The sequence below is a fragment of the Pseudacidovorax sp. genome, assembly GCF_017991995.1.
Lineage (GTDB): Bacteria > Pseudomonadota > Gammaproteobacteria > Burkholderiales > Burkholderiaceae_C > Xenophilus.
Genome location: NZ_JAGOPN010000027.1, coordinates 41192 through 64672 on the forward strand (window position 1 = coordinate 41192; position 23481 = coordinate 64672).

Annotated in this window: 23 protein-coding genes; 5 read left to right on the plus strand and 18 right to left on the minus strand. The window is 70.7% G+C overall.

What is annotated here, in order from left to right; genetic code table 11:
• Positions 1-15: 15 nt before the first annotated feature.
• The 4 genes from KBC94_RS26855 to KBC94_RS26870 form a co-directional block, all read right to left on the minus strand.
• Complete coding sequence (locus tag KBC94_RS26855; RefSeq protein WP_294377912.1) at positions 16-1209, minus strand: hypothetical protein; 1194 nt, start codon at positions 1207-1209, stop codon at positions 16-18.
• A 69-nt stretch (positions 1210-1278) separates the two neighbouring features.
• Entirely contained in the window at positions 1279-1743 is a 465-nt protein-coding gene (locus KBC94_RS26860; protein WP_294377915.1) for a hypothetical protein, read from the minus strand.
• The gene (locus KBC94_RS26865; RefSeq protein WP_294377919.1) at positions 1740-4898 is read right to left on the minus strand and encodes a hypothetical protein; all 3159 of its coding nucleotides are present in this window, start codon (positions 4896-4898) and stop codon (positions 1740-1742) included. Before KBC94_RS26865 ends, KBC94_RS26860 begins: the two co-directional genes overlap by 4 nt.
• Positions 4899-4973: 75 nt before the next feature.
• The gene (locus KBC94_RS26870) at positions 4974-5342 is read right to left on the minus strand and encodes a hypothetical protein (RefSeq protein WP_017757875.1); all 369 of its coding nucleotides are present in this window, start codon (positions 5340-5342) and stop codon (positions 4974-4976) included.
• Between the two features lie 480 nt (positions 5343-5822).
• On the opposite strand from KBC94_RS26870, the gene KBC94_RS26875 reads away from it, so the two are divergent.
• Positions 5823-6449: a hypothetical protein gene (locus tag KBC94_RS26875; protein ID WP_294377925.1), complete on the plus strand. Its 627-nt coding sequence runs from the start codon at positions 5823-5825 to the stop codon at positions 6447-6449.
• On the opposite strand, the gene KBC94_RS26880 is transcribed toward KBC94_RS26875, so the two are convergent.
• The 6 genes from KBC94_RS26880 to KBC94_RS26905 all read right to left on the minus strand — a co-directional run bounded on the left by KBC94_RS26880 (position 6430) and on the right by KBC94_RS26905 (position 13179).
• Positions 6430-6675, minus strand: a complete 246-nt coding sequence (locus KBC94_RS26880; RefSeq protein WP_294377927.1) for a cysteine-rich CWC family protein — start codon at positions 6673-6675, stop codon at positions 6430-6432. The two genes, KBC94_RS26875 and KBC94_RS26880, sit on opposite strands and share 20 nt — an antisense overlap.
• A 197-nt stretch (positions 6676-6872) precedes the next feature.
• A complete protein-coding gene (locus KBC94_RS26885) occupies positions 6873-7892 on the minus strand; it encodes a serine/threonine protein kinase (RefSeq protein ID WP_294377930.1) in 1020 nt (339 codons plus the stop codon).
• A 144-nt stretch (positions 7893-8036) separates the two neighbouring features.
• On the minus strand, positions 8037-9152 hold the full coding sequence (locus KBC94_RS26890) for a DUF2855 family protein (RefSeq protein WP_294377934.1): 1116 nt from the start codon (positions 9150-9152) through the stop codon (positions 8037-8039).
• Positions 9153-9284: 132 nt separating this feature from the next.
• Complete coding sequence (locus KBC94_RS26895; RefSeq protein ID WP_294377937.1) at positions 9285-10415, minus strand: CoA transferase; 1131 nt, start codon at positions 10413-10415, stop codon at positions 9285-9287.
• Positions 10416-10431: 16 nt separating this feature from the next.
• On the minus strand, positions 10432-11418 hold the full coding sequence (locus KBC94_RS26900) for a tripartite tricarboxylate transporter substrate binding protein (protein WP_294377942.1): 987 nt from the start codon (positions 11416-11418) through the stop codon (positions 10432-10434).
• 36 nt (positions 11419-11454) lie between these two features.
• Positions 11455-13179 (minus strand): acyl-CoA dehydrogenase family protein, encoded by a 1725-nt coding sequence (locus KBC94_RS26905; protein WP_294377945.1) that lies wholly within the window; start codon positions 13177-13179, stop codon positions 11455-11457.
• A 123-nt stretch (positions 13180-13302) separates the two neighbouring features.
• Here KBC94_RS26905 and KBC94_RS26910 point away from each other — a divergent pair, with 123 nt between their 5' ends.
• The gene (locus tag KBC94_RS26910) at positions 13303-14187 is read left to right on the plus strand and encodes a LysR family transcriptional regulator (protein ID WP_294377951.1); all 885 of its coding nucleotides are present in this window, start codon (positions 13303-13305) and stop codon (positions 14185-14187) included.
• Between the two features lie 24 nt (positions 14188-14211).
• Here the strand turns inward: KBC94_RS26910 and KBC94_RS26915 are convergent, their stop codons facing one another.
• The 5 genes from KBC94_RS26915 to KBC94_RS26935 all read right to left on the minus strand — a co-directional run bounded on the left by KBC94_RS26915 (position 14212) and on the right by KBC94_RS26935 (position 18047).
• On the minus strand, positions 14212-15189 hold the full coding sequence (locus tag KBC94_RS26915; RefSeq protein WP_294377953.1) for an alpha/beta hydrolase: 978 nt from the start codon (positions 15187-15189) through the stop codon (positions 14212-14214).
• Positions 15186-16073, minus strand: a complete 888-nt coding sequence (locus tag KBC94_RS26920) for a GyrI-like domain-containing protein (protein ID WP_294377957.1) — start codon at positions 16071-16073, stop codon at positions 15186-15188. Before KBC94_RS26920 ends, KBC94_RS26915 begins: the two co-directional genes overlap by 4 nt.
• Before the next feature lie 135 nt (positions 16074-16208).
• Entirely contained in the window at positions 16209-16634 is a 426-nt protein-coding gene (locus KBC94_RS26925; protein WP_294377960.1) for an organic hydroperoxide resistance protein, read from the minus strand.
• Positions 16635-16683: 49 nt separating this feature from the next.
• The gene (locus tag KBC94_RS26930) at positions 16684-17133 is read right to left on the minus strand and encodes a MarR family transcriptional regulator (protein ID WP_017757148.1); all 450 of its coding nucleotides are present in this window, start codon (positions 17131-17133) and stop codon (positions 16684-16686) included.
• A gap of 95 nt (positions 17134-17228) precedes the next feature.
• On the minus strand, positions 17229-18047 hold the full coding sequence (locus KBC94_RS26935) for a crotonase/enoyl-CoA hydratase family protein (RefSeq protein WP_058640835.1): 819 nt from the start codon (positions 18045-18047) through the stop codon (positions 17229-17231).
• Positions 18048-18219: 172 nt separating this feature from the next.
• Here KBC94_RS26935 and arfB point away from each other — a divergent pair, with 172 nt between their 5' ends.
• Positions 18220-18633, plus strand: a complete 414-nt coding sequence (arfB, locus tag KBC94_RS26940; protein ID WP_294377972.1) for an alternative ribosome rescue aminoacyl-tRNA hydrolase ArfB — start codon at positions 18220-18222, stop codon at positions 18631-18633.
• 62 nt (positions 18634-18695) lie between these two features.
• Here the strand turns inward: arfB and KBC94_RS26945 are convergent, their stop codons facing one another.
• The 3 genes from KBC94_RS26945 to KBC94_RS26955 all read right to left on the minus strand — a co-directional run bounded on the left by KBC94_RS26945 (position 18696) and on the right by KBC94_RS26955 (position 22313).
• The gene (locus KBC94_RS26945) at positions 18696-19544 is read right to left on the minus strand and encodes a 3-hydroxybutyryl-CoA dehydrogenase (RefSeq protein ID WP_294377976.1); all 849 of its coding nucleotides are present in this window, start codon (positions 19542-19544) and stop codon (positions 18696-18698) included.
• Positions 19545-19691: 147 nt separating this feature from the next.
• A complete protein-coding gene (locus KBC94_RS26950; RefSeq protein WP_294377978.1) occupies positions 19692-21350 on the minus strand; it encodes a hypothetical protein in 1659 nt (552 codons plus the stop codon).
• 378 nt (positions 21351-21728) lie between these two features.
• A complete protein-coding gene (locus KBC94_RS26955; protein ID WP_294377980.1) occupies positions 21729-22313 on the minus strand; it encodes a hypothetical protein in 585 nt (194 codons plus the stop codon).
• Between the two features lie 73 nt (positions 22314-22386).
• Between KBC94_RS26955 and KBC94_RS26960 the strand changes: the two genes are divergently transcribed.
• On the plus strand, positions 22387-22554 hold the full coding sequence (locus tag KBC94_RS26960) for an AraC family transcriptional regulator (RefSeq protein ID WP_294377983.1): 168 nt from the start codon (positions 22387-22389) through the stop codon (positions 22552-22554).
• Between the two features lie 48 nt (positions 22555-22602).
• Positions 22603-23478 (plus strand): branched-chain amino acid ABC transporter permease, encoded by an 876-nt coding sequence (locus KBC94_RS26965; RefSeq protein ID WP_294377985.1) that lies wholly within the window; start codon positions 22603-22605, stop codon positions 23476-23478.
• The last annotated feature ends 3 nt before the right edge of the window (positions 23479-23481 follow it).

Below are 23481 nucleotides of genomic sequence, written 5' to 3' on the forward strand. Positions count from 1 at the left end.
AAGCCCGGCGCAGCCTCATGCGCCCGTCCTCGCTGGCGCGGCCGCCGCGGGCGGCACCGTGCCGGCGGCCGGCACCGCCGTGGCGGGCGCGGCCAGCTGGCCGTCCCACGGCATGGGCACGCCGAAGAACAGCGGCTCGAAGCCCTGCCAGCTCAGCACGTCCACCGTGTCGCCCAGCTGTGGATAGCGGCTCGAATACACGCGCCGCAGCGCCTCCTGCGTGGGCGCGTCCAGCTGCTGGTTGATGGCCACGTTCTCGCCGTACTTGCGCAGCGTCACCTGGATCAGGCCGATCTTGACTTGCGGCGTGAGCGCCTCGAAGGACTTGCGCATGTTGTCCACCACCACCGGGTCGGGCGTGCCGCCGGGAATGCAGCGCCAGTAGGGCGTGTTGGTGGCCTTGCCCATCAGCTCCAGCACGCTGAGGTCCACCAGCGTGCGGATGGCCGAGTGCCGACCCTGCAGGTACTTGCCCTCGAGCTTGAAGCCGAAGGCATCGCCGTAGAAGCCCAGGCTGGCGTTGTCCTCCGAGCTGAAGTTCAGCACCTTGATCACGTTCGAGGCCTGCACGCGCGGCACCATCTGCTGGGTGCTGAAGCTCACCAGGTTCAGGTCCAGCGCCAGGGCCGAGAGGATGGCGGTGCGCTTGAAGTCGGCGCCGATGTTGGTCTCGCCCTTGCCCTTGCCGAAGTCCACGCTGGCCGAGTTGGAGCGGCCGGCGCCCGAGAGCGCGCGGTCGAATTCGGTCAACGCGCCGGTGATCAGGAAGTCCGGCATGGTCACGCCGAAGCGCGCGCCCAGCTGGGCCTGCGAGATCAGGTAGTCGGGGTGGTAGGGCACGTAGACGATGCGCGCGCCGATGCGGTTGACGGCGGTGCGGACCATCTCGGTGATGTCGCCCGGGATCTCCGAGCCCACCAGCGGGTTGGAGAGGTTGGTCGCATCGAGGATGTTGCGCGTCTGCATGTAGACGACCGGGTCGCCGTCCTTGTAGACGTCGAGCATGGTGCCGAAGCGCGTGAGCGCGGCGGCGTACTGGCTCAGGTTGGCGGTAGGCAGGGACTTGGCGGCCTCGCGCTCGGCGAGCAGCTGGTCGGCGTCCTTGAGGGCGTTCTCCGTGGTGGCGCAGCCGGCTACCAGGGCAGCGGCGGCGGCGAGGGTGGCTAGGCGGGCGCTGATCCGGGCGCCGCGGGCGAGTGCGAAGGTCATGTGAGCAGAGGCGTTGTTGTTATCGGTACGCGGTGTACGGCCCGCGCGGGCCGGGGCGGTGGTGCTGCGTCAGCGGCCGTTGTTGAGCACGGTGATGTTCTCCACCCCCTTGCCGTCGACGAACAGCGTCACGTTGCCGCTCACGTTGCCCTGGATCGTCGGGCTCGCGATGCGCAGCTGGCCGTCGGCCCCTTGCTGGACGTTGCTGTAGTCGGTGCGGATCACCAGGTTGGTCTGGTTGGCCGGCAGCTTGAGCGTGCCGTCGGGCTGCACCAGCGCCTGCTGGTCCACCACCTTGTTCTGCTCGAGCGCCCTGGCCACCCGGGCGCGGGCCGTGACGCCGGGCGTGACGCCGTCGATCAGCTTCACGCCCGCGTCCTTGTTGTCCCTGTAGTTGCCCAGTTGCTCGCTGTAGTTGACGAGCTGGGCCTGCGCCCCGCCGGCCAACAGAAGGGCGGTGGCGGCGGCGACAAGGGGCCACTGTGGTGTGCGTGCGTGCATGATGAAGAAGGTCTCCAGAGTGGGTTGAATCACATGTTGAGCACCGTCACCGCGGGGCCGACGGTCACGCTGCGGTTGACCACGCCGGTGGAGGGCAGGGTGATCGTCTTGCCGACGCTGGCCGCCCAGGGGGCGCCGCCGGTCACGCCGGCCGCGCCCGCCAGCGCGCCGTAGTTGCGCACGCTGGCGGTGGTGGTGCCCATGCCGGCCCGGGCGTTGTTGCCCACGATGGTCACGCTGCCGGTGATGCTGCCGCGGTTGATGACCGAGTTGGCCGTGCCGCCCATGCCCGCCGAGCCCTGGTTGCCCGCGATGGTCACCTTGCCGGACATGGTGCCCGTGTTGACCAGCGAGTTGACCGTGCCGCCGTTGGACGCCGTGCCGCGGTTGCCCACGATGGCCACCGCGCCGCTCAGGTTGCCGCGGTTGACCACGCTGTTGACCACGCCGCCGCCACTGGCCGTGCCCTGGTTGCCGAGGATGGTGATGTTGGCGGCCAAGTTGCCGGTGTTGCGCACGCTGTTGGCCAGGCTGCCGTTGCCGCGCGCGCTGCCCGTGTTGCCGGCGATGTGCACATTGCCCGTCGCACGGCCGCTGTTGACGAAGGAATTGACGGTGCCGCCGTCCTGCGCGCTGCCCTGGTTGCCCAGGATGGTGATCTGTCCGCCGGCCAGCGTGCCGCTGTTGTCCACGCTGTTGGCCGTGCCCTTGCGCGCCACCTGGCCCTGGTTGCCGCTGATCGTCACGCGGCTGCCGGCCATGCTGCCGCGGTTGCGCACCGTGTTGGCGATGGCGTCCCCGCCATCGGCCTGCACGGTGGCGCGGTTGCCGTCGATGCCGATCTGCGCACCGCTGATGCGGCCTTCGTTGACCAGGCTGTTGGCGGCGGCCACATGGCCATCCTTGGCCTGCACGCCCTGCGCCTGGTTGCCCCGTAGGCTGACGCTGCTGCCTTGCAGTGTCGAGTTCCCGTCCAGCAGCACGCTGTTGGCCAGCGCCACGGCCTGGTCGCCGCGCACCTGGCCGGCCAGGTTGTCGGCCAACGCCAGGCTGCTGCCGCGCAACTGGCCCAGCACCTGTACCGCGTTGGCATAGGCCTGGCCCACGCCGCCGCTGACGGCCTTGCCGAAGAGCGTGCCTTGCTCGCCGCTGCTGCGCACGTCGCTGGCCTGGTTGCCGGTCAGCGTGACCGGGCTGGCCTGCACGTCGCCCTGGCCGTTGACGGCCAGCGCGTTGGCATTCACCCGGCCGCCATCGGCCTGCAATTGGCGGGCCGTGTTGCCGCGCACCGTCAGCGGCGACGAGGCCAGCCGTGCGCCGCCCTCGCCTTCGAGGTACAGGCCGTTGGCGACCAGGATGCCGTTCTTCGCCGAGCCGGCGCCCATGGCCTGGCCCGAGCCGCCGCCCGCCGTCACGTCGCTGGCCTGGTTGTCGGCCAGCGTCACCGGGCTGCCCGAGAGCTGCGAGTCCCGGTACACGCCCAGGGCGTTGACCAGCGCCGTGCCGCCCGACGCCCTCACGTTGGACGCGCGGTTGCCCGTCACCTGCAGGGTGGAGCCGCCGTCGGCGCGCGCGTTCTGGTGCAGCACCACGGCGTTGACGGCCGCGCGTGCGTTCTGGTCGGTCGAGGCCAGCCCGCCCGCAACGCCGCCCGAGGCGGCGCCGGTGGCGATCTGGCGGGCACTGTTGTCCTGCACCGTGGTGCGGGCCGACAGGCGCGATGCGCCGCCCTCGCCCCTTTCCAGGCTCACGGCATTGGCCACCAGCTTGCCGCCGCGTGCCGTGAGGCCCGAGGCCTGGTTGCCCAGGATGTCGACGCGACCCGCGTCCACTTCGGAGCCCAGCACGCCCAGACTGTTGACCAGCGCCATGGCGTTCTGCTCGCCCGAGGCGATCAGGCCGCCGGCCGCGCTGCCCTGGAAGCCGGTGGTGGCGACGTTGTCGGCCTTGTTGTCCTGGATGACCACGCTGGTCGAGCGCGTCGTGGCCTTGTCCAGCCACACGCTGTTGGCCACGGCCGCGCCGCCATTGGCGCGCACGCCGTCGGCCACGTTGCCGCTGACCGTGTGCCGGGTGCTGCCTTCGACGCTGCCGCCCTGCACCGAGATGCTGTTGGCCAGCGCCACCGCGGCCATCTGCACATCGGCCAGCGCGCCGCCCAGCACCGAGCCACTGCCGCCGTCGGCATCGACGCGGCTCGCTCGGTTGTTGGCGATCTGCGCGCTGTACTGACGCAGCGCGGCGCCCTGGTAGTCGGCCAGGTTCAGGCTGTTGGCCAGGGCGCTGCCGCCGGTGGCCGTGATCGATTCGGCCTGGTTGCCTTGCTGCAGCACGCGCGCGCCTTCGAGGCGGCTGTTGGCGGCCGTCAGCGCGTTGGCCGCGGCCACGCCGCTGAGTTGCGCCGAGGCGATCGCGCCCCAGCCCACGCTGGCGCTGCCGCCACCGGCGCGCACGTCGCGGGCGCGGTTGTCCGTCTGGGTGATCTGCAGGTCGTCCACGTGCGTGCGCGCCAGCGTGCTGCCGTTGGCAATGGCCGCGCCGCCGAGCGAGGCCACGCCTTCGGCGCGGTTGCCCGTCATGTCTGCGCGCAGGCGGCGCAGGTCGCTTTCGTCGGCCAGCAGGCCGTTGGCGATGGCGCGCCCGGGCAATTGCAGCGAGCCCGCACCGAGCGCCACCGACGCCTTGGCGCCGTGGGCCTCGATGCGGCTCGCCTGGTTGTTCTGGATTTGGATGCGGCTGTCGGCCAGCGGTCGGCGACCCTGGCCGCCCGAGAGCAGCACGCTGTTGGCCGAGGCCGCGCCGCCGATGGCACGCACAAAGCCGCTGACCTGGTTCTGCAGCACCGACACCTGCGTATTGCGTGTGTCGAGCGCCGACAGGCCGATCATGTTGGCCTGCGAGGTGGCAATGAGCTCGGCCGAGCCGGCGATGCCGGCGCCCGCCGTGGCCTTGCCACCGCCGGCCATCACTTCGCCGCTGGCGCGGTTGCCCGTGTTGCGGGCGCTGCTGCCGCCTTCCAGCGTGGAGCCGGGGCGCTCGGTGATCCAGCCGAGGCCATGCAGCACGCTCTCCTGCGCCTGCACGCCGGTCGTCGCCAGGCCGGCCAGGCCGCCGCACATGAGGGCGAGGGCATGGACGAGGGCGGTGTTCTTCTTTCTGGGGGCCTGGGGCACGGGCACGGTCTCCATCCGGTGTCCGGGACGGCGGGCGGATCAGCCCTCCCGCCCGGCGGCCGTCCCGGCACACCGAGCGAGGGCGTCCGCTCAGTTGATGTTGACGGAGTTGACGTTGGCGGTGCCGCCGATGGCCTTGATGGTGTCGGCCTCGTTGCCGCTCACCGTGATCTCGCTGTTGCGCACCTTGGAGCCGGTGATGTTCACGGAGTTGACGTTGGCCATGCCGGTCATGCTGACGTTGGCGCCGACCTTCATCACGCCGGCCTCGCCGCCGCCGGCCAGCACGTCGCGCGCCTTGTTGCCGCTGACGGTGATGCGGCTGTTGGTGATCTCGGAACCGGTCGATCCGCTGGCCTTGCCCACGCCCGGGATGGTGACGGCGCCGCTCTGCGCAAAGGCGGGGGCGCACAGACCGGCCATGAGGGCGACGGCACCGGCTGCAACGAATTTCTTCATGGAAAGGACTCCTGTTGGATGCGATGAGAGATGGGTTGAAGCGCGGTCCGCTGGGGACCACGGACCGCAATCTATCGGCGTCCCGGATGTCGCTTTGACATAGATGTAAGTCGCTGTGTTGCTCACATTTTTTTGCGTTTGCTTCCAAATCCCGCGCCGAAGTGTGAAGAATTTCGCGGTCTGGACCCCGTAGGCCAAGACGCATGGGAGGGGTCGTCCTCAGCTCCCTCCGGGTCAGGTTGTGCACCAAAGTGGTCAGTTTTCGGGGCCGGCGAAGGGGTGGCGAGCCTTAACAGAAGCTGAAGGGTGTTGTCAAACCCGAAGTCGTGCCGCTGAAACGAATTCGAGGTCAGGCTGGACGCAGTTTGGAAACAGGCGTTCACAAACCCGGCATGGCCGTAACCGTCCGTCGGCCTTCTCTGGCGTGCGCCGGTCGATCCGGCCCGCACACTGCGGCCGTGTTCCATTGACCTTCAGACGATGCAATTCAGAAGAACGAGGCCCCGGCGCCTGCCGGTGGCGCTGGCCGCCGCGTTGGCCGGCGCAGTGCTGCTCCAAGGATGCGAGCGCAATGCGGCCGGCGGCGACATCCGCTACCCCGACGACGCCGCCATCGCCCAGGCTCTGCGCCAGAACTTCGGCGAGGACCCGGACAACGCCAAGGCCCGCGAACTGATCCAGACCCTGGGCGGTGCAGAAGGCCAGCTCGACTACAAGGTACGTCGCGTAATCTGGCGCCAGGGCAGCTTCGAGGTGCATTACGACGCCAGCCTGCGCATGGCCCAGGGTGGTGAGCAGAGCCTGCAGCGCCTGTACGCCACCATGATCCCCAAGGAGGAAGCCGCCAGGCTGCCCGACCAGAGCCTCAAGGCGCAGCAGGACTGGCTCAACGCCCAGGCCGACGCGCTGGCGCGCAGCGATGCCGCCCAAGGCCAGGCGCTCAAGGCCAGCCTGGAGAACCTGGGCCGCTGTTACCGCCAGGCCAAGGCGGGTGACACCGTGCCGCTGATGGAAGGCCTGCATGCGCTGCTGTCGCCCGCGCGCGAAGGCCTGTATGCGGAACGCCTGCAGGCGCCCGGCGTGCAGCTCAAGTGCCTGCCGCTTTGACTGTCGCGCTTGGCGCCGGGCACGCCTGAGCCACGCAGTTCCTGCAGATGCAGGCCAGCCCCTGCGCCTCGGCCGGCACCTGGGCCCGCAGCGCAGCCGGGATGGCCACCGTCATGCACCAGCAGTCGGTGCATGGCTCGCCGTTGCAACGGGCCGCCTCGGCACCGCAGGCATTGGGCTGGCCGCACAAGGGGCAGAGGTCGGGGGGCGTCGCGGCGTGCGGCACGTCAGCTCTCGACCACGCTGCGCGCCGCCCGCATCGGATGACATAGGTGCGACAGCAAAGATCGAAGGGCCGCGGAGCAGGCCACGCCAGGGCACCCGCGGAACTGGCTCGGCCAGGCCGCTGGGTGCGCCCCCCTCCAAGCCGAAGGCGCAAGTGAGGGGGGAGCCGCGAAGCGGCATGGGGGGTGCTTCTTCACTTCACGCATACAGCGGCTCCTCGGCCATGGCCTCGCACTGGTCCTGCAGCATCTGGATCTGGCCCTTCCAGTAGTCGCTGCTGCCGAACCAGGGGAAGTTGATCGGAAAGATCGGGTCCTGCCAGCGGCGGGCCAGCCAGGCGCTGTAGTGCAGCAGGCGCAGCGTGCGCAGCGGCTCGATCAGCGCCAGCTCGCGGCGGTCGAACTCGCGCATCTGCTCGTAGCCGTCGAGCAGGCCCGACAGCTGCGCCGTGCGCTGCGCGCGGTCGCCCGAGAGCAGCATCCACAGGTCCTGCACGGCCAGGCCGGTGCGGGCATCGTCCAGGTCGACGAAGTGCGGGCCGCCGCCGGGCCGGTCCGTGGGCGTCCAGAGGATGTTGCCGGGGTGGCAGTCGCCATGCACGCGCAGCCAGCGCAGCTCGCCCGCCGGCTTCGTCGTGTCCAGGGCGGTGGCGCCGATCATCGCCAGCGCCTCGTTGCAGGCGGCTTCCCATTCCTTCTGCACGTCCAGCGGAATCATCTCGTGCGCCAGCAGCCAGTCGCGCGAGGCGGTGCCGAAGCTCGCCAGGTCGAGTGCTGGACGCTCGGCAAAGGGCTTCTTGCTGCCGACAGCGTGGATGCGCGCCAGGAAGCGGCCCACCCATTCCAGCACCTCGAAGTCGTCCAGCTCGGGCGCGCGTCCGCCGCGCGAGGGACTCACTGCGAAGGCGAAGCCGCCGTGGTGATGCAGCGTGCGGCCTTCCAGCGCCAGCGGCGCGACGACGGGAATGTCGTCCGCGGCCAGCTCGGTGGCGAAGTCGTGCTCCTCCTGGATCTGCGCATCGCTCCAGCGGCCGGGCCGGTAGAACTTGACGACCACGTTCGAGCGGTCTTCCAGGCCCACCTGGTAGACGCGGTTCTCGTAGGAGTTGAGCGTCAGCAGCCGGCCGTCGCCATACAGGCCGACGCTGGCCAGCGCATCGAGCACCGCGTCGGGCGTGAGGGATTCGTAGGGATGGGCCGCGGCCGAGATGTCAGACATCGGGGCATTGTCGGCGCCGTGGAAGCGGCTGCATCAGCCTTGTGCCGGCCGAGCCGCGAAGCAGGCAGCGTGGGCGCGCCGCCCAGGCCCTTGCGGCGCGAACTCCGCGTGTGACCGGCTGCGGCCCGCTTCGTTCGGTGATGCTCAGGGCGCGAGCGACACCACATGCGCCGCATGCGGATCGCCGCGGCCGTGCATCACCGTGGGCCAGAGCGCCTGCAGCGCCGCGCTGCCACGGTGCTGCTCGACCCGCAGCCAGGGCGCATCGGCCCGAGTGGCGCGGGCGGTGAAGGCCTGCCAGCCCTGCGCCAGCTTCTGACCGAAGGCCTCGGCCCCCCACTCGCCGGTGCGCTTCTTGATCTGTGTCGGCGCGAAGAAGAAGGTGGCGCGGGGCCCGGGCAGCGTCTTGGCACTGCCCTCGGGCGCGCGCTGGTCCACATGCGTGTTGCCGATCACCATGCTGTAGCGCAGCTGCCCGAAGCGTTCGTGGATGGCACGGCGCAGCTCGCCGTTGCCGGCAAAGTCCACGTAGACGCAGGGCACGTCGGCGGCGATGCGGTCCAGCTCGCCGTAGGCCAGCACCTCGTCGTAGCAGCCCAGGCCCTCGCAGAAGGCGCGGTTGCCGTCGGAGGTGAGGCCGACCACGCGCACGTCGGGCCGCTGCGCAAGCTGGAAGGCGGTGCCGTAGGCGGTCTTGCTTGATGCGCTCGAGAGCAGCACCGTGGCCCGCCCGCCCTCGGCGGCGCCGAAGAAGGCGTTGTCTCCCAGGAAGTCGTCGATCAGCCACGAGGTGATGAACAGCGGCCGCAGCAGGGCCTGGATGTCCTCCGTGTCGGCGGTGTAGAGCGGATCGCTGGCGCAGCGGAAGTACTGGTTGTAGACCGCCGGCAGCTCGGCCCGGTGCGCCGCCGTGTCGGTGAAGCGCTCCGGCGACAGCCGTCCGGGCGTCAGCACGACCTTGGATGAGGTGGGAAAGAAGCCGTACACCCGCTCGCCCACCGCCACGCCGGGATGCGTGGACTGCAGCACCCGCGCAAAGCCCCAGACCGGCACGAAGCGCCAGGCCTCGTCGCCGGTGGGAAAGAAGCGCCAGTAGCCCATCCCGTCGCCGAAGGCGGCATAGGTGACGTTGTTGGCCGTCAGCGCGAAGCGGTCGATGCCCAGGCGCACCTGGCCGGGTTCGAGCGGGGTGTCCTCGCGCTCGCGCAGGTGCGTCTGGCCGAGGTCGGTGGGGTGGACGAGGAAGTCGGTGGTGGGCATGGGGCAGGTCCGTGGCGATGAACTGCGCACCTTAGCGGCTGTGCGACCGGCCCGCGACCGGGCTAGCGCGAAGGCCGTCGCCTGGGTGACGGCGGTGAGCGGGTGCGCGCCGCCGGTGGCGGCGCGATGGGTTCAGTCCCGCGGTGCGAACCGGGCGCCCGGTGTCAGCGGCACATGCCGGTAGCTCGCCGGTGTGCGGTCCAGCTTGATGGGCGAGCCCAGCCCGCGCCAGCCGCCTTCCATCTCCACCACCATGCCGCGGTGCGCCGTGTGCGGATGCCGAAGTGCGGCTTCGACATCCAGCACCGGGGCGGCGGGCACGCCGGCGGCCATCAGGTCCTCGACCAACGCACGGCCGTCCAGGGCGGCCATCTGCGCCTCCAGCGCCGCCTTGAGCGCATCGCGGTTCGCCGAGCGGGCGCCGGCGGTGGCGTAGTCGGCGTGGGTGGCAAGGTCGGGCATCCCGATCACGCGGCAGAAGGCGGCGAACTGCCGGTCGTTGCCCACGGCCACGAACACCGGGTCGGTGCCCGTGCGCAGCGCGTCGTAGGGGTAGATGTTGGGATGCGCATTGCCGGTGCGTTTGGGCGCGCGCCCGTCCATGAACCAGTTGGCCGCATGCGGGTGCAGCAGTGCCAGGCCGCTGTCGTACAGCGCCGCCTCCACCAACTGGCCGCGGCCGCTGCGTTCGCGCTCCTGCAAGGCCATCAGCACGCCCAGCGCGGCATTCATGCCGGTCACCATGTCCACCACCGGCAGGCCCACGCGCAGCGGGCCGCCGTCGGCCTCGCCGTTGATGCTCATGATGCCGGTCATGGCCTGCACCGCGGCGTCGTAGCCGGGCAGCGCGCCCAGCGGGCCGTCGCTGCCGAAGCCGGTGACGCGGCACCACACCAGGCGTGGAAAGCGCTGAGACAGTTCGGCCTGGCCGATGCCCCAGCGCTCCATGGTGCCGGTCTTGAAGTTCTCGATCAGCACGTCGGCCTCGGCGACCAGGGCCAGCATCCGCTCCCGATCCTCGGCCGTGGTCAGGTCCAGGTGCTGGATGCGCTTGTTGCGGTTGAGGCCGTGGTAGTACGAGGCCACGCCGTCGCGAAAGGGCGGGCCCCAGGTGCGGGTGTCGTCGCCGCCGGGCGGCTCGACCTTGAGCACATCGGCGCCATGGTCGCCCAGGATCTGGCCGCAGTAGGGGCCGCCCAGGATGCGCGACAGGTCGAGCACGCGGATGCCGGCCAGCGCGCCGGCTTGGGAAGGCAGATGCATAGGAGCGCGCGATGCCTCAGTCGAGTTGCGCGCCGGACTGCGCGACCACGCCCTTCCACTTGGCCGTCTCCGTGGCGATGAAGCGGGCCAGTTGCTGCGGCGAGGTATCGGGCGCGGGCTCCAGGCCCTGCGTGTCGAAGGACTGCTTGACCTTGGGCGAGGCCAGCACCTCCGCGAACTGCCGGTTGAGCAGCGCGATGCGATCGGCCGGCGTGCCGGCCGGCGCCACGATGCCGAAGAACACGCTGACGTCGTAGCCCTTGTAGCCCTGCTCGGCGATGGTCGGCACCTCGGGCAGCGCCCGCGAGCGGCTGGCCGTGGCCACACCCAGCGCGCGCAGCTTGCCGGCCTTGATGTAGGGCAGGGCGGTGAGGATGTCGGTGAAGGTCATGCTCACCTGCCCGCCCAGCAGGTCGTTGAGGGCCGGACCGGTGCCCTTGTAGGGCACATGCAGGATCTCGGTGCCCGCCATGCTGTTGAACAGCACGCCCGCCAGGTGCGACGAGGCGCCGTTGCCCGACGAGGCATAGCTCAGCTTGTTGGGGTTGGCCTTGGCATAGGCGACCAGCTCCTTCACGTCCTTGGCGGGCAGTGCGGGGTTGACCACCAGGATGTTGGGCAGGTGCCCCACTTGGATGACGGGCGCGAAGCTCTTGGTGGGGTCGTAGCCGATTTTCCGGTACAGGCTCACGTTGATGGCCAGCGGGCCCGAGGTGCCGAACATCAGCGTGTGGCCATCGGCCTCGGCCCGCGCCACATATTCGGCGCCGATGTTGCCGCCGGCGCCGGCGCGGTTCTCCACCACCATGGGCTGGCCCAGGCGGGTGCTCATCTCGGCAGCCAGCGTGCGGGCCATGGCGTCGGTCGGGCCGCCGGGCGGAAAAGGCACGACGAGCATCACGGGCTTGGACGGAAAGGGCGCCTGCGCGAAGGCGCGTGGCAGGAAGGCGGCGGCGGTGGCAGCCAGCGCGAAGTGGCGGCGGCGAACAAGGGTTGCGGTCATGGGTGTCTCCGTGTCGTTGTGGGTGTCGGTTGCACGTCAGGCGGGTATCTGCAGGTCCGCGGCGGGCGCCGTGGCCGGCGTCGTCTGCCAGTGGGCAGGCAGTGCATCGGCAGCCAGCGGGTCGCGCGGCAGCACGCGGTGCAGCAGCGCCAGCTGCGCCCAGCGCAGCCGGTCTGCCGAGCCGGTGCGCACCGACTCCCAGGCCATGGCGGTGGCACTGGTGCAGTGGTAGAGGGCCGAGGCCGCCTGCCGTGCCAGCACGTCGCCACCGTCCTGGGTGGCGGTCTCGGCGAGCGCGCAGGCGCGGTCCATGGCCTGGCGCAGCGCCTGCACGAAGGCGGGCGCAAGCGCGTGCCCGGCCTCGGCCAGCAATCCGGCGACATGCGCGCGCAGCACCGGCAGCGAGCCTTCGCGGCGGATGGCGCGCAGCACGTCCAGCGCCACGATGTTGCTCGTGCCTTCCCAGATCGAGCCCAGGTGCGCGTCGCGCACCAGGCGCGGATCGCTCCATTCCTCGATGTAGCCGCAGCCACCGCGCACCTCCATGGCGTCGCCGGTGACCTTGCGCGCGTCGCGGCAGGCGCGGAACTTGATGAGCGGCGTGAGGATGCGCAGCAACGCGTAGGCCTGCGCATCGCCGCCGTCCGAGCGCTCGAGCGTGCGCGCGGTCTGGAACACCATCGTGCGGGCCTGCTCGGCCGGCACGCGCAGCTTGTCGAGCTGGCGCTGCATCAGCGGCATCTGCGCCAGCGTGCGGCCGAAGGCGCGGCGCTCGCGGGCGATGAACTCGGCCTCGGCCACCGCGCGGCGCATCAGGCCGGCGGCGCGCACGCCGTTGGACAGGCGCGAGTTGTTGACCATGTCGGCCATCTGCACGAAGCCGCGGCCGGCCTCGCCCACCAGGTGCGCGATGGCGCCGTCGAGCCGGATCTCGCCGCTGGCCATGGAGCGCGTGCCCAGCTTGTTCTTGAGCCGCACGATGCGGTAGTGGTTGAGCGCGCCGTCCGGCAGCCGCCGCGGCAGCAGAAAGAGCGAGACGCCCTTCATGCCCGCGGGCGCGCCGTCGGCGCGGGCCAGCACCATGGCGAAGTCGGCGTCGGGGTTGGAGCAGAACCACTTGTCGCCCGACAAGCGCCATTGGCCGGCCTCGTCCTGCCAGGCGCGCGTTTCGGTGGCGGCGATGTCGGAGCCGGCGGCCTGTTCGGTCATGAACATGGCGCCTTGGGCCAGTTCGTCGAAGTCCAGCGAGGTGAGCCGCGGCAGGAAGCGCGCCACCAGCTCGGGGCTGCCGAACTTGCGCAGCGTGCGGGTGAGCGAGTCGGTCATCGAGACCGGGCAGCACAGCCCGAACTCGGCCTGCACGAAGAGGAAGGTCAGCGCGTACTTGACCGCGGGCGGCATCTTGCCGCGCCAGCCCAGCGTCTCCTCACGGTGCGACATGGCGCCCAGGCCGAATTCGGCCAGCGCCAGGCGTTCCATCTCCACATAGGCCGGATGCTTGACGATGCGCTGCTCGTCCTGGCCGGTGCGGCTGCGCAGGCTCAGCGTGGGCGGGTTCTGGTCGGCGGTGGCGGCCAGGGTGTCCAGCGGGCCACCGGCCAGGGCGCCCAGCCGGTGAAGGTGCGGCTGCAGGTGCGCGAGCAAGGGCGCGGGCAGGTACAGCGCCAGCAGGCGCTGCAGCTCGACATCGGCGGTGTAGAGGTTCTGGCCGTGGCGGTCGGGAATGGCGGCGGCGGCCGCGGGTGGGCGGGTGTCGGGCATGGCGCGTGTCTCCTGAGGGGGCCGTCGCGGGGCGACCGCGACCAGCCTTTCCCCACATTGTTCGGAGCCGATCCATGCAGGTCTAATATCGTTTGACACATGTTCCATTCGAAGGAGCTATCGATGGACCTGCGACAACTGCGCTATTTCGCCGTGCTGGCCGAAGAACTGCACTTCGGCCGTGCCGCGCAGCGGCTGGCCATCTCGCAGCCCCCACTGTCCGTAGCCATCCGCCAGCTGGAGGCGCGCCTGGGCGCGCGCTTGTTCGAGCGCACCAGCAAGGCCGTGCGCCTGACCCCGGCGGGGCTGGCGCTGCAGGCCTCGGCCGCCCGGCTGCTGGCCCAGGCCGCCGAGGCCGCGCAGGAGGTGCGCGACGTGGCCGAGGGCTCGGCGGGCCGGCTGCGGGTGGGCTTCGTCGGCGCCATGCTCTACCGCGGGCTGCCGCAGGCGCTGCGGCGCTTCCAGGCGGCGCATCCGCGCGTGAAGCTCAGCCTGACCGAACTCAACTCGGCCGAGCAGACGGCGCGCCTGCAGCACGACCAGCTGGACCTGGGCTTCATCCACACCAGCCGCATCCCCGACGAGCTGGCGCAGCGGCTCTTGGTGCGCGAGCCCTTCGTCTGCTGCCTGCCCAGCGGCCATGCGCTGGCACGCCGGCGCGAGGTGGCGCTGTCGGCCCTGCGCGAGCAGACGCTGGTGCTCTTCTCGCGCGAAGCCTCGCCCGACTACCACGGGCGCATCCTGGACCTGTGCGTGGCCGCCGGCTTTGTGCCCCAGGTGCGGCACGAGGTGCGCCACTGGCTGGCCGTGCTGGCGCTGGTCGCCGAAGGCCTGGGCGTGGGGCTGGTGCCGGCGGCCATGCAGCGCGCCGGGCTGCGTGGCGTGGTGTTCCGCCCGCTGGCCGAGGCCTCGGGCCAGTCCGAGGCCCACGCCATCTGGCGCCGTGGCTCACCGCATGTGCATGCGCAGCGCCTGCTGGCGCTGATGGAGGACGGAGCGCCGGGTTGAAGGGTTGCTGGACCGCCGAGACGATCAGCGCGACGCGGGTGCGGCCAGCTGCTGGCGGAAGAAGGCCACGACCGCCGCGTTGAAGCGCTGGTGGAAGGCCGCGCGGTCGAAGCCGGGGCCGTCCTTGCAGATCTCGGGCGCCATGCGCGTGAACGCGGCCGAGCATGGCGCCAGAAAGGCAAAGTGCGCCGCGCCCTCGGCCACCTGCCATTGCGGCGGCGTGGGCAGGCCGTCGCGCACGGCGGTCACGCTCTCGGGCGTCACACCGTCGCCGCCGAATTGCGAGGCCCACAGCTGCACCGGCACGCGCACGTTCTTCAGCCCCGCGGCAGCGAACACGCTCAGCGGATCGACCACCACGGCGGCCCGGATGCGGGCGTCCGGCAAGGGCGGCGGCGGCACGTCGCCGCGGGCCGCCTCCTGGCACAGCGGCACCGTCGATCCGGCCGGGCACAGGTCGCGCCGCAGCGTCCAGTCCGGCTGTGCGCCGATGAGCGCCAGGGCGGTGTAGCCGCCGCGCGAGAAGCCGAAGATGCCGATGCGCTGCGGGTCCAGCGCCGCATGCCCGGGCCAGCGCCCGACCATGTGGTCGACGAGCCGCCGCATGTCCACGGGACGCGTGGCAAAGATGGACAGCCGCGCCTGCCGGCTCAGGTCGCGGAAGTTGTCGCCCGGGTGCGCGATGGCGGCCACGACGAAGCCCGCATCGGCCAGTGCGGCAGCCGTGTCGTGGTGGCCCATGGCTGAGCCGCCCGTGCCGTGCGACACCACGACCAGCGGCAGCCGGTCGCCGGCCACCGGGCAGTCGCGCACGCCTTTCACCACGAGCGGGTCGAGCACGATGTCCGCCGCGGGTGTGGCGCACGGCGACCAGACCGTGCCCTGCAAGGCGGGTCCGTCGGCATCGGCAGGCACATTGATGAACGCGAGGCCGGCCGCTTGGCTGCCGGCGCCGGCCAGGGCAAAGAGGAGGGCGAATAGCGCGGGGCGAAGGGGCTTCATCGGTCGTCGGCGGGGCGGATTGGAATGAGCAGGTCGGTGCGCAGTTGGGCCGGAAGGGCGTTGCGCGGCGAATTCAGGTAATGCTCGAGCGCGGGCCGGTCGTCCGGCTCGTAGCCGCTGGCGGGCAGCCAGCGGGCATACAGGGCGTCGAAGGCGGCGCTGATGCGGGTGTAGGGCCCCGCCAGTCGGTGGCGCGCGTAGAGGCCGGCGGGAATGGTGAGTGCTTGCAGTTCGGCGTGGCAGGACGTGCCGTGCATTCCCGGTGCTGCGGCAGCGTGGTAGATCAGCCCCGCCTGCGGACCAGCCGGGTCGTCGCAAACCATGCCCAGCCAGACGGTGTCGGCGGCCTCGCCCAGCAGCAGGTGCAGCCGCCGCTGGGTGTGCGGAATCATGGCGATGGGCCCTTGGTGGCGCAACGCCAGGACCTGCTGGGCCGGCCACTCGACGATCTGGACGATGCCCGATGGCGCGGGGGCATCCTTCGCTTCTGCCGGACCGTCGGACGGTGCCGCCGCTGTGTTTGCGCCGCGCGCCAGGCGCTGCATCGCCTGCTGGAAGGCGCTGGGCGGCTGGCCGGTGAACTGGCTGAAGGCGCGGGAAAAAGCCTGCGGGCTGTCGTAGCCCGTGGCGAGCGCGATGTCGGTGACGCTCTGAGTGCCTTCCTGCAGCAGGCGGGCCGCCTGCGCCAGCCGCAGCCGCCGCACGGTCGCGGCCACGCTCTCGCCGGTGACGCTGGCATAGATGCGGTGGAAGTGCCAGGGCGAGAAGTGCGCCATGGCCGCCAGTTCGTCCAGGCGATGCTCTGCCATCGGATGCGCCACGATGTGGGCCACCACCCGTGCGACCCGCTCCCTGTATCGCGTCTCTGCGCGGCTGGTTGTCATGCCAGCCAGTGTGCCGGCCCGGCGACGGCGCTGCTTAGCCGGGTTTGCGCAAATGCGGGCTTTGGCGGCGCATGCCGGGCGAAAAAAAGACGCCACCCGAAGGTGGCGTCTTTCATCGCAAGGCGAGTGCGTCGATCAGGCGATCGACAGCTCGACCTCGACGTTGCCGCGGGTGGCGTTGGAGTACGGGCACACCTCGTGGGCGGCATCGACCAGCTTCTTCTTCTGCTCGGCGTCCAGGCCCGGCAGGGTGATGGCCAGCTTGGCCGCGATGCCGTAGGCGGCGCCGCCCTTGATCGGGCCCAGGGAGACGCTGGCGTCGATGCTCACGTCATCGGGCACCTTCACGCCGACCTTGGGGCCGACGGCCTTCATGGCGCCGATGAAGCAGGCGGAATAGCCGGCGGCGAACAGCTGCTCGGGGTTGGTGCCCGGCTTGCCGGAGCCGGGGGAGCTCAGCGTCACGTCCAGGGCGCCGTCGCTGGTCTTGCTGGCACCGTCGCGGCCACCGGTGGTGTGGGCTTGGGCGGTGTAGAGCACTTTTTCGAGCTTGTGGGTCATGGTCTTTCTCCTGGGTTGGGTGGGAAAACGAAAGGGAGGCAAGGAACGATCAGGCGGCGGACACGCGGTCGCGCAGCGCCTGCAATTGCCGGGTGAGCTGCGAGAGCTCCTCCAGCGAACACTGACTGGCAGCCAGCAGGCACTGCGGCACCTGCACGGCCCGGGCCCGCAGCGCCCGGCCCTCGGCCGTCAGGCGGATCAGCACGCGCCGCTCGTCGGCCACGTCGCGCATGCGGCTGAGGTAGCCGGTCGCTTCGAGGCGCTTGAGCAAGGGGGTGAGCGTGCCGGAGTCCAGTGACAGCCGGGTGCCGAGGTCCGACACGGTGACGCCATCCGCCTCCCACAGTGCCAGCATCACGAGGTACTGCGGGTAGGTCAACGCCAACTCGTCGAGCAGCGGCTTGTACAGCCGCGTCATGGACAGCGACGCCGAATACAGCGCGAAGCACAGCTGGTTGTCCAGGCTGAGCAGTTCGGCGGTGGTGGGCGTCTTGGGCATGGATCGGATTGTGCGCGCAATTAAATTGCACGCAAAACAATTGCGCGCAAGACCATGCCGCGGACAGGGGAGTCGTCCCTGTCCCTGGCGCGCCCTCAGCGGCCGGTGAAGCGCGCCGGCCGCCTTTCGACGAAGGCGCGCACGCCCTCGGCGGCGTCCTCCGTCGTCTGCAGGCGTTGCTGCACCGGGCCGAAGTCGGCCACGGCCGCGGCCTGGCCCAGTTCGATGGCCTTGAGCACGTTCAGGCGCGTGGCGACCACCGCCTGCGGCGCCTGCGCGGCGATGCGGCGAGCGATGCCGACAGCGGCGTCCAGCACCTCGGCCGCCGGCACCACCTTCTGTACGAAATTGCAGCGGTAGGCCTCGGCCGCATCGAACTCGTCGGCGGTGAGCAGGTGCAGCAGCGCATTGCCCACGCCTGCGCGCTCGGGCATGCGCAGCGTGGCGCCGCCGGTGGGCAGGATGCAGCGCTGCACCTCCATCTGCGAGAAGCGGCAGTCGTCGGCCGCCACGGTGATGTCGGCGCCCAGCATCAGTTCGATGCCCACCGTGTAGCAGATGCCCTTGACGGCCGCGACCATGGGCTTGGTGCGGCGGCGGTAGCCGGGCAGGCCGAAGTCGTGCGGCTCGACCAGGCCCATGGGCGCGAGCTTCTCGCCGCGGCGCAGGTGCTCCACCACCTGCGGCAGGTCCAGCCCGGCGGTGAAGTGGTCGCCGAAGGCATGCAGCACGCCCACGCGCAGTTCGGGCTCGTCGTCGAGCCGGGTGTAGGCCTCGGCCAGCTCTCGGAACATGCGCGGCGTCCAGCCGTTGCGCTTGGCCGGACGGTTGATGCCGATGAGCAGGATGTGCGTGTCGACGACTTCGCAGCTGATGCAGCCTTCGGGCGGGGGGGCGGGGGTCTGGATGTCCATGGTGGGCGCGTTTCGGGGGGGTTGTCTGTCTCCAGCCGCGAAACATAGGGCATCGGCGCGCGCATCGGGGTCGCGCAGACGACGGCCGCTGCCACCACGCGCACCGCCCGTAGCCGCCGAGGTCCACGGCCGCCGCACGCCTGAATCGCTTCCCCTAGACTGGCCGCACGCCATGCCTCTCACCATCGACCCCCGCGACATCGAGTTCACCGCCGTCCGCGCCCAGGGGCCGGGCGGGCAGAACGTCAACAAGGTGTCCAGTGCGGTCCACCTGCGTTTCGACATCCGCCGCTCTTCTCTGCCCGAGGCGGTCAAGGAGCGGCTGCTCCAACGTCAGGACCAGCGCATCAGCAAGGATGGGGTGATCGTCATCAAGGCCCAGTCCTCGCGCAGCCGGGACCAGAACAAGGCCGAGGCCCTGGGCCGGCTGGAAGAGATCGTCGCCGCCGCTGCCATCGAGCGCAGGTCGCGCCGGGCGACCAAGCCGACCTTCGCGTCCACCCAGCGCCGGCTCGCCTCGAAGGCCCTGCGCGCCACGATCAAGTCGGGCCGCGGCAAAGGCGCTTCGCGCCTCGATGCCTCCTGAGCTCGGTTTCGTAGGCGCGCGCGAGAGGCTGGCAGACCGCGCCGCGCGCCGATCGCGCAGCCTCAGTAGCTATACACCCCGCGCCCCGTCTTGCGCCCCAGCTGGCCGGCCGCGACCATCTCCCGCAGCAGCGGGCAGGGCCGGTACTTGGAGTCGCCGAATTCCTCCAGGTAGACCTCCATCACCGCCAGGCACACGTCCAGGCCGATCATGTCGGCCAGGGCCAGCGGGCCGATGGGGTGGTTGCAGCCCAGCTTCATGCCGGCGTCGATGTCCTCGGGCGTGGCCAGACCCTCGGCGAGCACGAAGAAGGCCTCGTTGATCATCGGCACCAGGATGCGGTTGACCACGAAGCCGGGGGCGTTCTTCACGGTGATGGGCTGCTTGCCCAGCTTGAGGGCCAGCGCCTTGACGGCGTCATGGGTGGCGTCGCTGGTCAGGTAGCCGCGGATCAGTTCCACCAGCGCCATCATCGGCACCGGGTTGAAGAAGTGCATGCCGATGAAGCGGTCGGCGCGCGAGGTGTCGGCGGCCAGCTGCGTGATCGAGATGGACGAGGTGTTGGACGCGACGATCACCTCGGGCGCCAGCAGCGCATCGACCTGCTTGAGGATCTTGCGCTTGAGCTCGTGGTTCTCGGTGGCGGCCTCGATCACCAGTTGCGCGGCCTTCAGGTCGTCGTAATTGGTCGAGCCCTGGATCAGCTTGAGCGCGTCGGCCTTCTGCGCCTCGGTCAGCTTCTCCTTCTTGATCAGCCGGTCGAGGCTGCCCGCGACGGTGGCCAGGCCCTTGTCCACGGCGGCCTGGCTGATGTCCACCATCACCACCTTGACGCCCGACACGGCACAGGCCTGCGCGATGCCGTTGCCCATGGTGCCGGCGCCGATGATGCCCACGGTCTGGATGTCCATTGATTCGCTCCTCGAAGATTGGAAATGAAGGGAAGGAAAAGAGGCGGAAGGATCAACGGGCAATGCTAACGGCCCATGGGCGGCCGGGCTGTTGCACAGGCGCAGGCCCACGCGCGGTGCGGCCCGGCAGGGCCGCACCATGCGCGGTCATCGCGCCGGCCGGATGCGGTAGATGCCGTTGTCGCGGTCGGCCGCGTAGTAGATGCTGCCGTCCTCGCCCACGGCCACGCCGGTGGGCACGTAGGGCGGTGGCATGCCCGGCCCGCCCGCCATGCCGATGGGCAGGTTCTCTGCGACGGTGCGCCGGTTGCCGCTCGCCATGTCGATCTCGATGAGGCGCCGCGCGGCCGTCTCGGCCACCACCAGGCTGCCCCAGGGCGTGAAGGCCAGGCCCTCGGGCATGGCCAGGCCCGAGGCCACCGTGACCGGCGCGGCGCCCGGCACCAGCCGCAGTACGCGGCCGGCCGCCTCGCTCACGTACAGCTGGCCGGCGCCATCGCGCGCCAGCTGCAGCGGACCCTGCAGCCCGCTGGCCAGTACCGTGCGCTGCGCGAAGTCGGGGCCGCTGGCACGCGTCACCGTGCCGGCTCCCAGTTCGGTGTAGACCACGCTGCCGTCGTCCAGGGGCAGGGCGTCGTAGGGTGCCTTGAGGCCGTGCAGGGTGTGCAGCGTGCGGCGGTCGGTGCGGTCCACGACCTGCACCGTGCCGGTGAACCACGAGGCCAGCGCGAAGCGGCTGGCCGAGACGCCCACCGCGAAGGGGTACTCCAGCGCCGGGTCGCGCTGCATGCGGAAGACGTCGCGCACCTGGCCGCTGGCCGTGTCGACCTCGCGGAAGCCGAACACGTCGGCCACCCACAGCGTGCGGCCGTCGATGCGCAGGCCGGCCGGCACCGCCACCGGGCTGCCCGTGAGCCTGCGGCGTGTGCCGGTGGCCGGGTCCACGGCGTCGATGGCGTTGTTGGCCATGTTGGAGACGTAGACCGTGCCGTCCGGCGCGATGGCCAGGTTGTCCAGAGAAGGCTCGAGCCGCGCCACGACGGTCTTGCGTCCGTCCGCCAGCGCCACCTTCACCAGCTCGCCGGTGCGCGTGTCCACCACCCACAGGTTGCCCTTGCCGTCCAGGTTGGCCGCGGCCGGGATCTTGAAGCCGTCGGCGATGACGGTGAGCGCGCCGCTGGCCGGATCGATCTTCACCACCTGGCCCTTGAACCACAGCGGGCCGTAGAGCAGGCCGTCCGGCCCCACCTCGAAGCCGTTGAAGCCGCCCAGGTCCTTGCGGATCAGGCGCGGCGGGTTGCGGCCGCTGCGGTCGATCTCCCACAGCGCATCGCCCAGGAAGACCTGCGAGGCATAGAGCTTGCCGCTGCGGCGGTCGAAGTCCAGCGAGTTCAGGCCCGGCAGGTCCTTGGCAAGCACCTGCAGCGGCGCGCCGTCCTGCTCGCGGTAGCGCAGCATGCCCATCAGGTAGTTGGTCCAGGCCAGTTCGCCGCGGGGGCCAACGGCGATGTCGTCGGCCTGGCCTTCGGGCGCATCGATGAAGACGCGCGCCTGGCCGGTGCGGCGGTCGACCTCCCACATCGTGTTGCCGACCACCGAGCCGGCCAGCAGCCGCCCCTTGCCATCCACGGCCAGCCCATGCACGCCGGCAAAGGGCGAGGGCGCCACCAGGGCCTGCGGTGCGGACCAGGCCGCGGGCCGCGTGGGCCCCGAAGCGCAGCCCGCCAGCCCCAGGCCGATGCCCGCGCCGAGAAGGGTGGCGAATGCGAGCGCGCGTGCGCCCCGCCGCATGCGGAAGAAGGTCATGGTGCGTGTCTCCGTCTTGCTGTGTGAATCGGCGCGCAGTCTGTGCATGGGCCCGGGCTGCCCGCAGTCACGCGAGGGACAAGCGTCCGCTCCCCGGGTCAGTCCCGATGTCCGGGTGAGGCCGGCAGCCAGTTGCCGCAAGCGCCACGCGCGGGCCGCTGCCTACCCTCGCATCCACGACCGGGCCTTCAGAGCCCCGGCTTCAAACCTGTTGGAGACATGTCCATGCGCCCTAGGGTAAGTCCCTCGAGCCGCCCGCTTCCAAGCGCCCAGGCACGCCACTACGATGGCGCGCGCTTCCCGTCGAACGGGCTCCCGGGTGAGGCCGCGGCGGGAGCCGCTTCGCACCCTGGCCGAGGCGCCACGGGGCCGCACCTTCTACCAGGAGGAAACACGGGAATGCACACCAGCAGGGCAGCGCGCGCCGCAGGCGAGCGCGTGATGTGGCTGACGGCGCAGCGCGTCTTCTACGCGGGGCTGCTGGGCGCGACGCGCTCGCGCAGCCTGGGTGGCCATGCGGTGTACGTGTCCCCCCGCGGCCTGCCGAATCGCGTGAGCATCGATGGCGGCGCCTGGCAGTCGGGCGAGCTGCTGGTGGTGCCGCCGCACATGCCCCATCGCGTCGAAAGCCCTGAGCCCCAGGTCTTCAACGTGGTGGTCGAGGCCGAGTCGGTCGATGCCGATGCCCTTCCACCGCTGCTGCAGCGCAGCGGGGCGGTGCATGACGAGGCCATGCTCCGCCGCGTGCGGGTGGCCCATGCCCAACTGCTGGCAGCCTGCCAGGGGGAAGCCGCCGCGCCTGCCGATTTCGACCAGCTCTTCTTCGGCCAGGCGCTCGTGCCGCGGCGGCTGGACGCGCGCATCGCCCAGGTGATCGCCCGAATCTGCGCCAATCCGGCCGAAGCCCTGGCCGCCGAGGCCTGCGCGGAGTCGGTCGGGCTGTCCTTCTCGCGCTTCCTGCACCTGTTCCGCGACCAGGTCGGCGTGCCCTTTCGCGTGTTCCGCGCCTGGAAGCGCGCGCAGCCTGCTGCGCTATGTGCACCAGGGCACGAGCCTCACCGACATTGCGCTGGAAGCGGGCTATCCCGATTCCACCCACTTCAGCCATTCGATCCGGCAGGTCTACGGCCTCACGCCCAGCGACATCGTCGCGGGCTCGCGCCGCCTGGCCGTGATGGACGCGCACGGGCCGGCCGCGGCCTGAGCGCGCGCCGCCCCCGCCCCATCCCGCGACGAAGGACGCCGCGCGCACATGCAGGTCCTGCAACTCCTGCTCTCGGGCATCGCCCAGGGCTGCATCTATGGGCTGATCGCCCTGGGCTTCGTGCTCATCTACAAGGCCACCGAGACCGTCAGCTTTGCCCAGGGCGACCTGATGATGCTCGGCGCCTTCGCGGCCTTTGCGGCCATGACGCTGCTGGGCCTGCCCTTCTGGCTGGCCGCGGTGCTGGCCGTGGCGGCGCTGGTGGCCTTCGGCGCACTGCTGGAGCTGGTGGTGATCCGGCCCATCCTGGGCCAGCCGCAGTTCTCCATCGTCATGCTGACCATCGGCATCGGCTATGTGGCGCGTGGGCTGATCACCATGGTGCCCGGCATCGGCACCGAGACGCACATGCTGCCCGTGCCCTACAAGGACCAGGTCTGGAACCTGGGCGGCCTGGTGGTCAACGTGGAGCAGGCGGTGGTGATCGCGGCCACGGCCGTGCTGTGCGGGCTGCTGTTTGCCATGTTCCGCTACAGCAAGCTGGGCATCGCGATGCAGGCCAGCTCGCAGAACCAGCTGGCGGCCTACTACATGGGCATCCCGGTCAAGCGGCTCAACGGCCTGGTGTGGGGCCTGGCGGCGGCGGTGGCGACGGTGGCGGGCATCCTGCTCGCACCCATCACCTTCGTGCATGCAAACATGGGCTTCATCGGGCTCAAGGCCTTTCCGGCCGCAGTGGTGGGCGGCTTCGGCAGCCTGCCCGGCGCCATCGTGGGCGGGCTGGTGATCGGCGTCGTGGAGTCGCTGGCCGGCTTCTACCTGCCCGACGGCTTCAAGGACACGGCGCCTTACATCGTGGTGCTGGCCATGCTGATGGTCAAGCCGAATGGTCTGTTCGGCGAGAAGCTGCGCAAGAAGGTCTGAGCC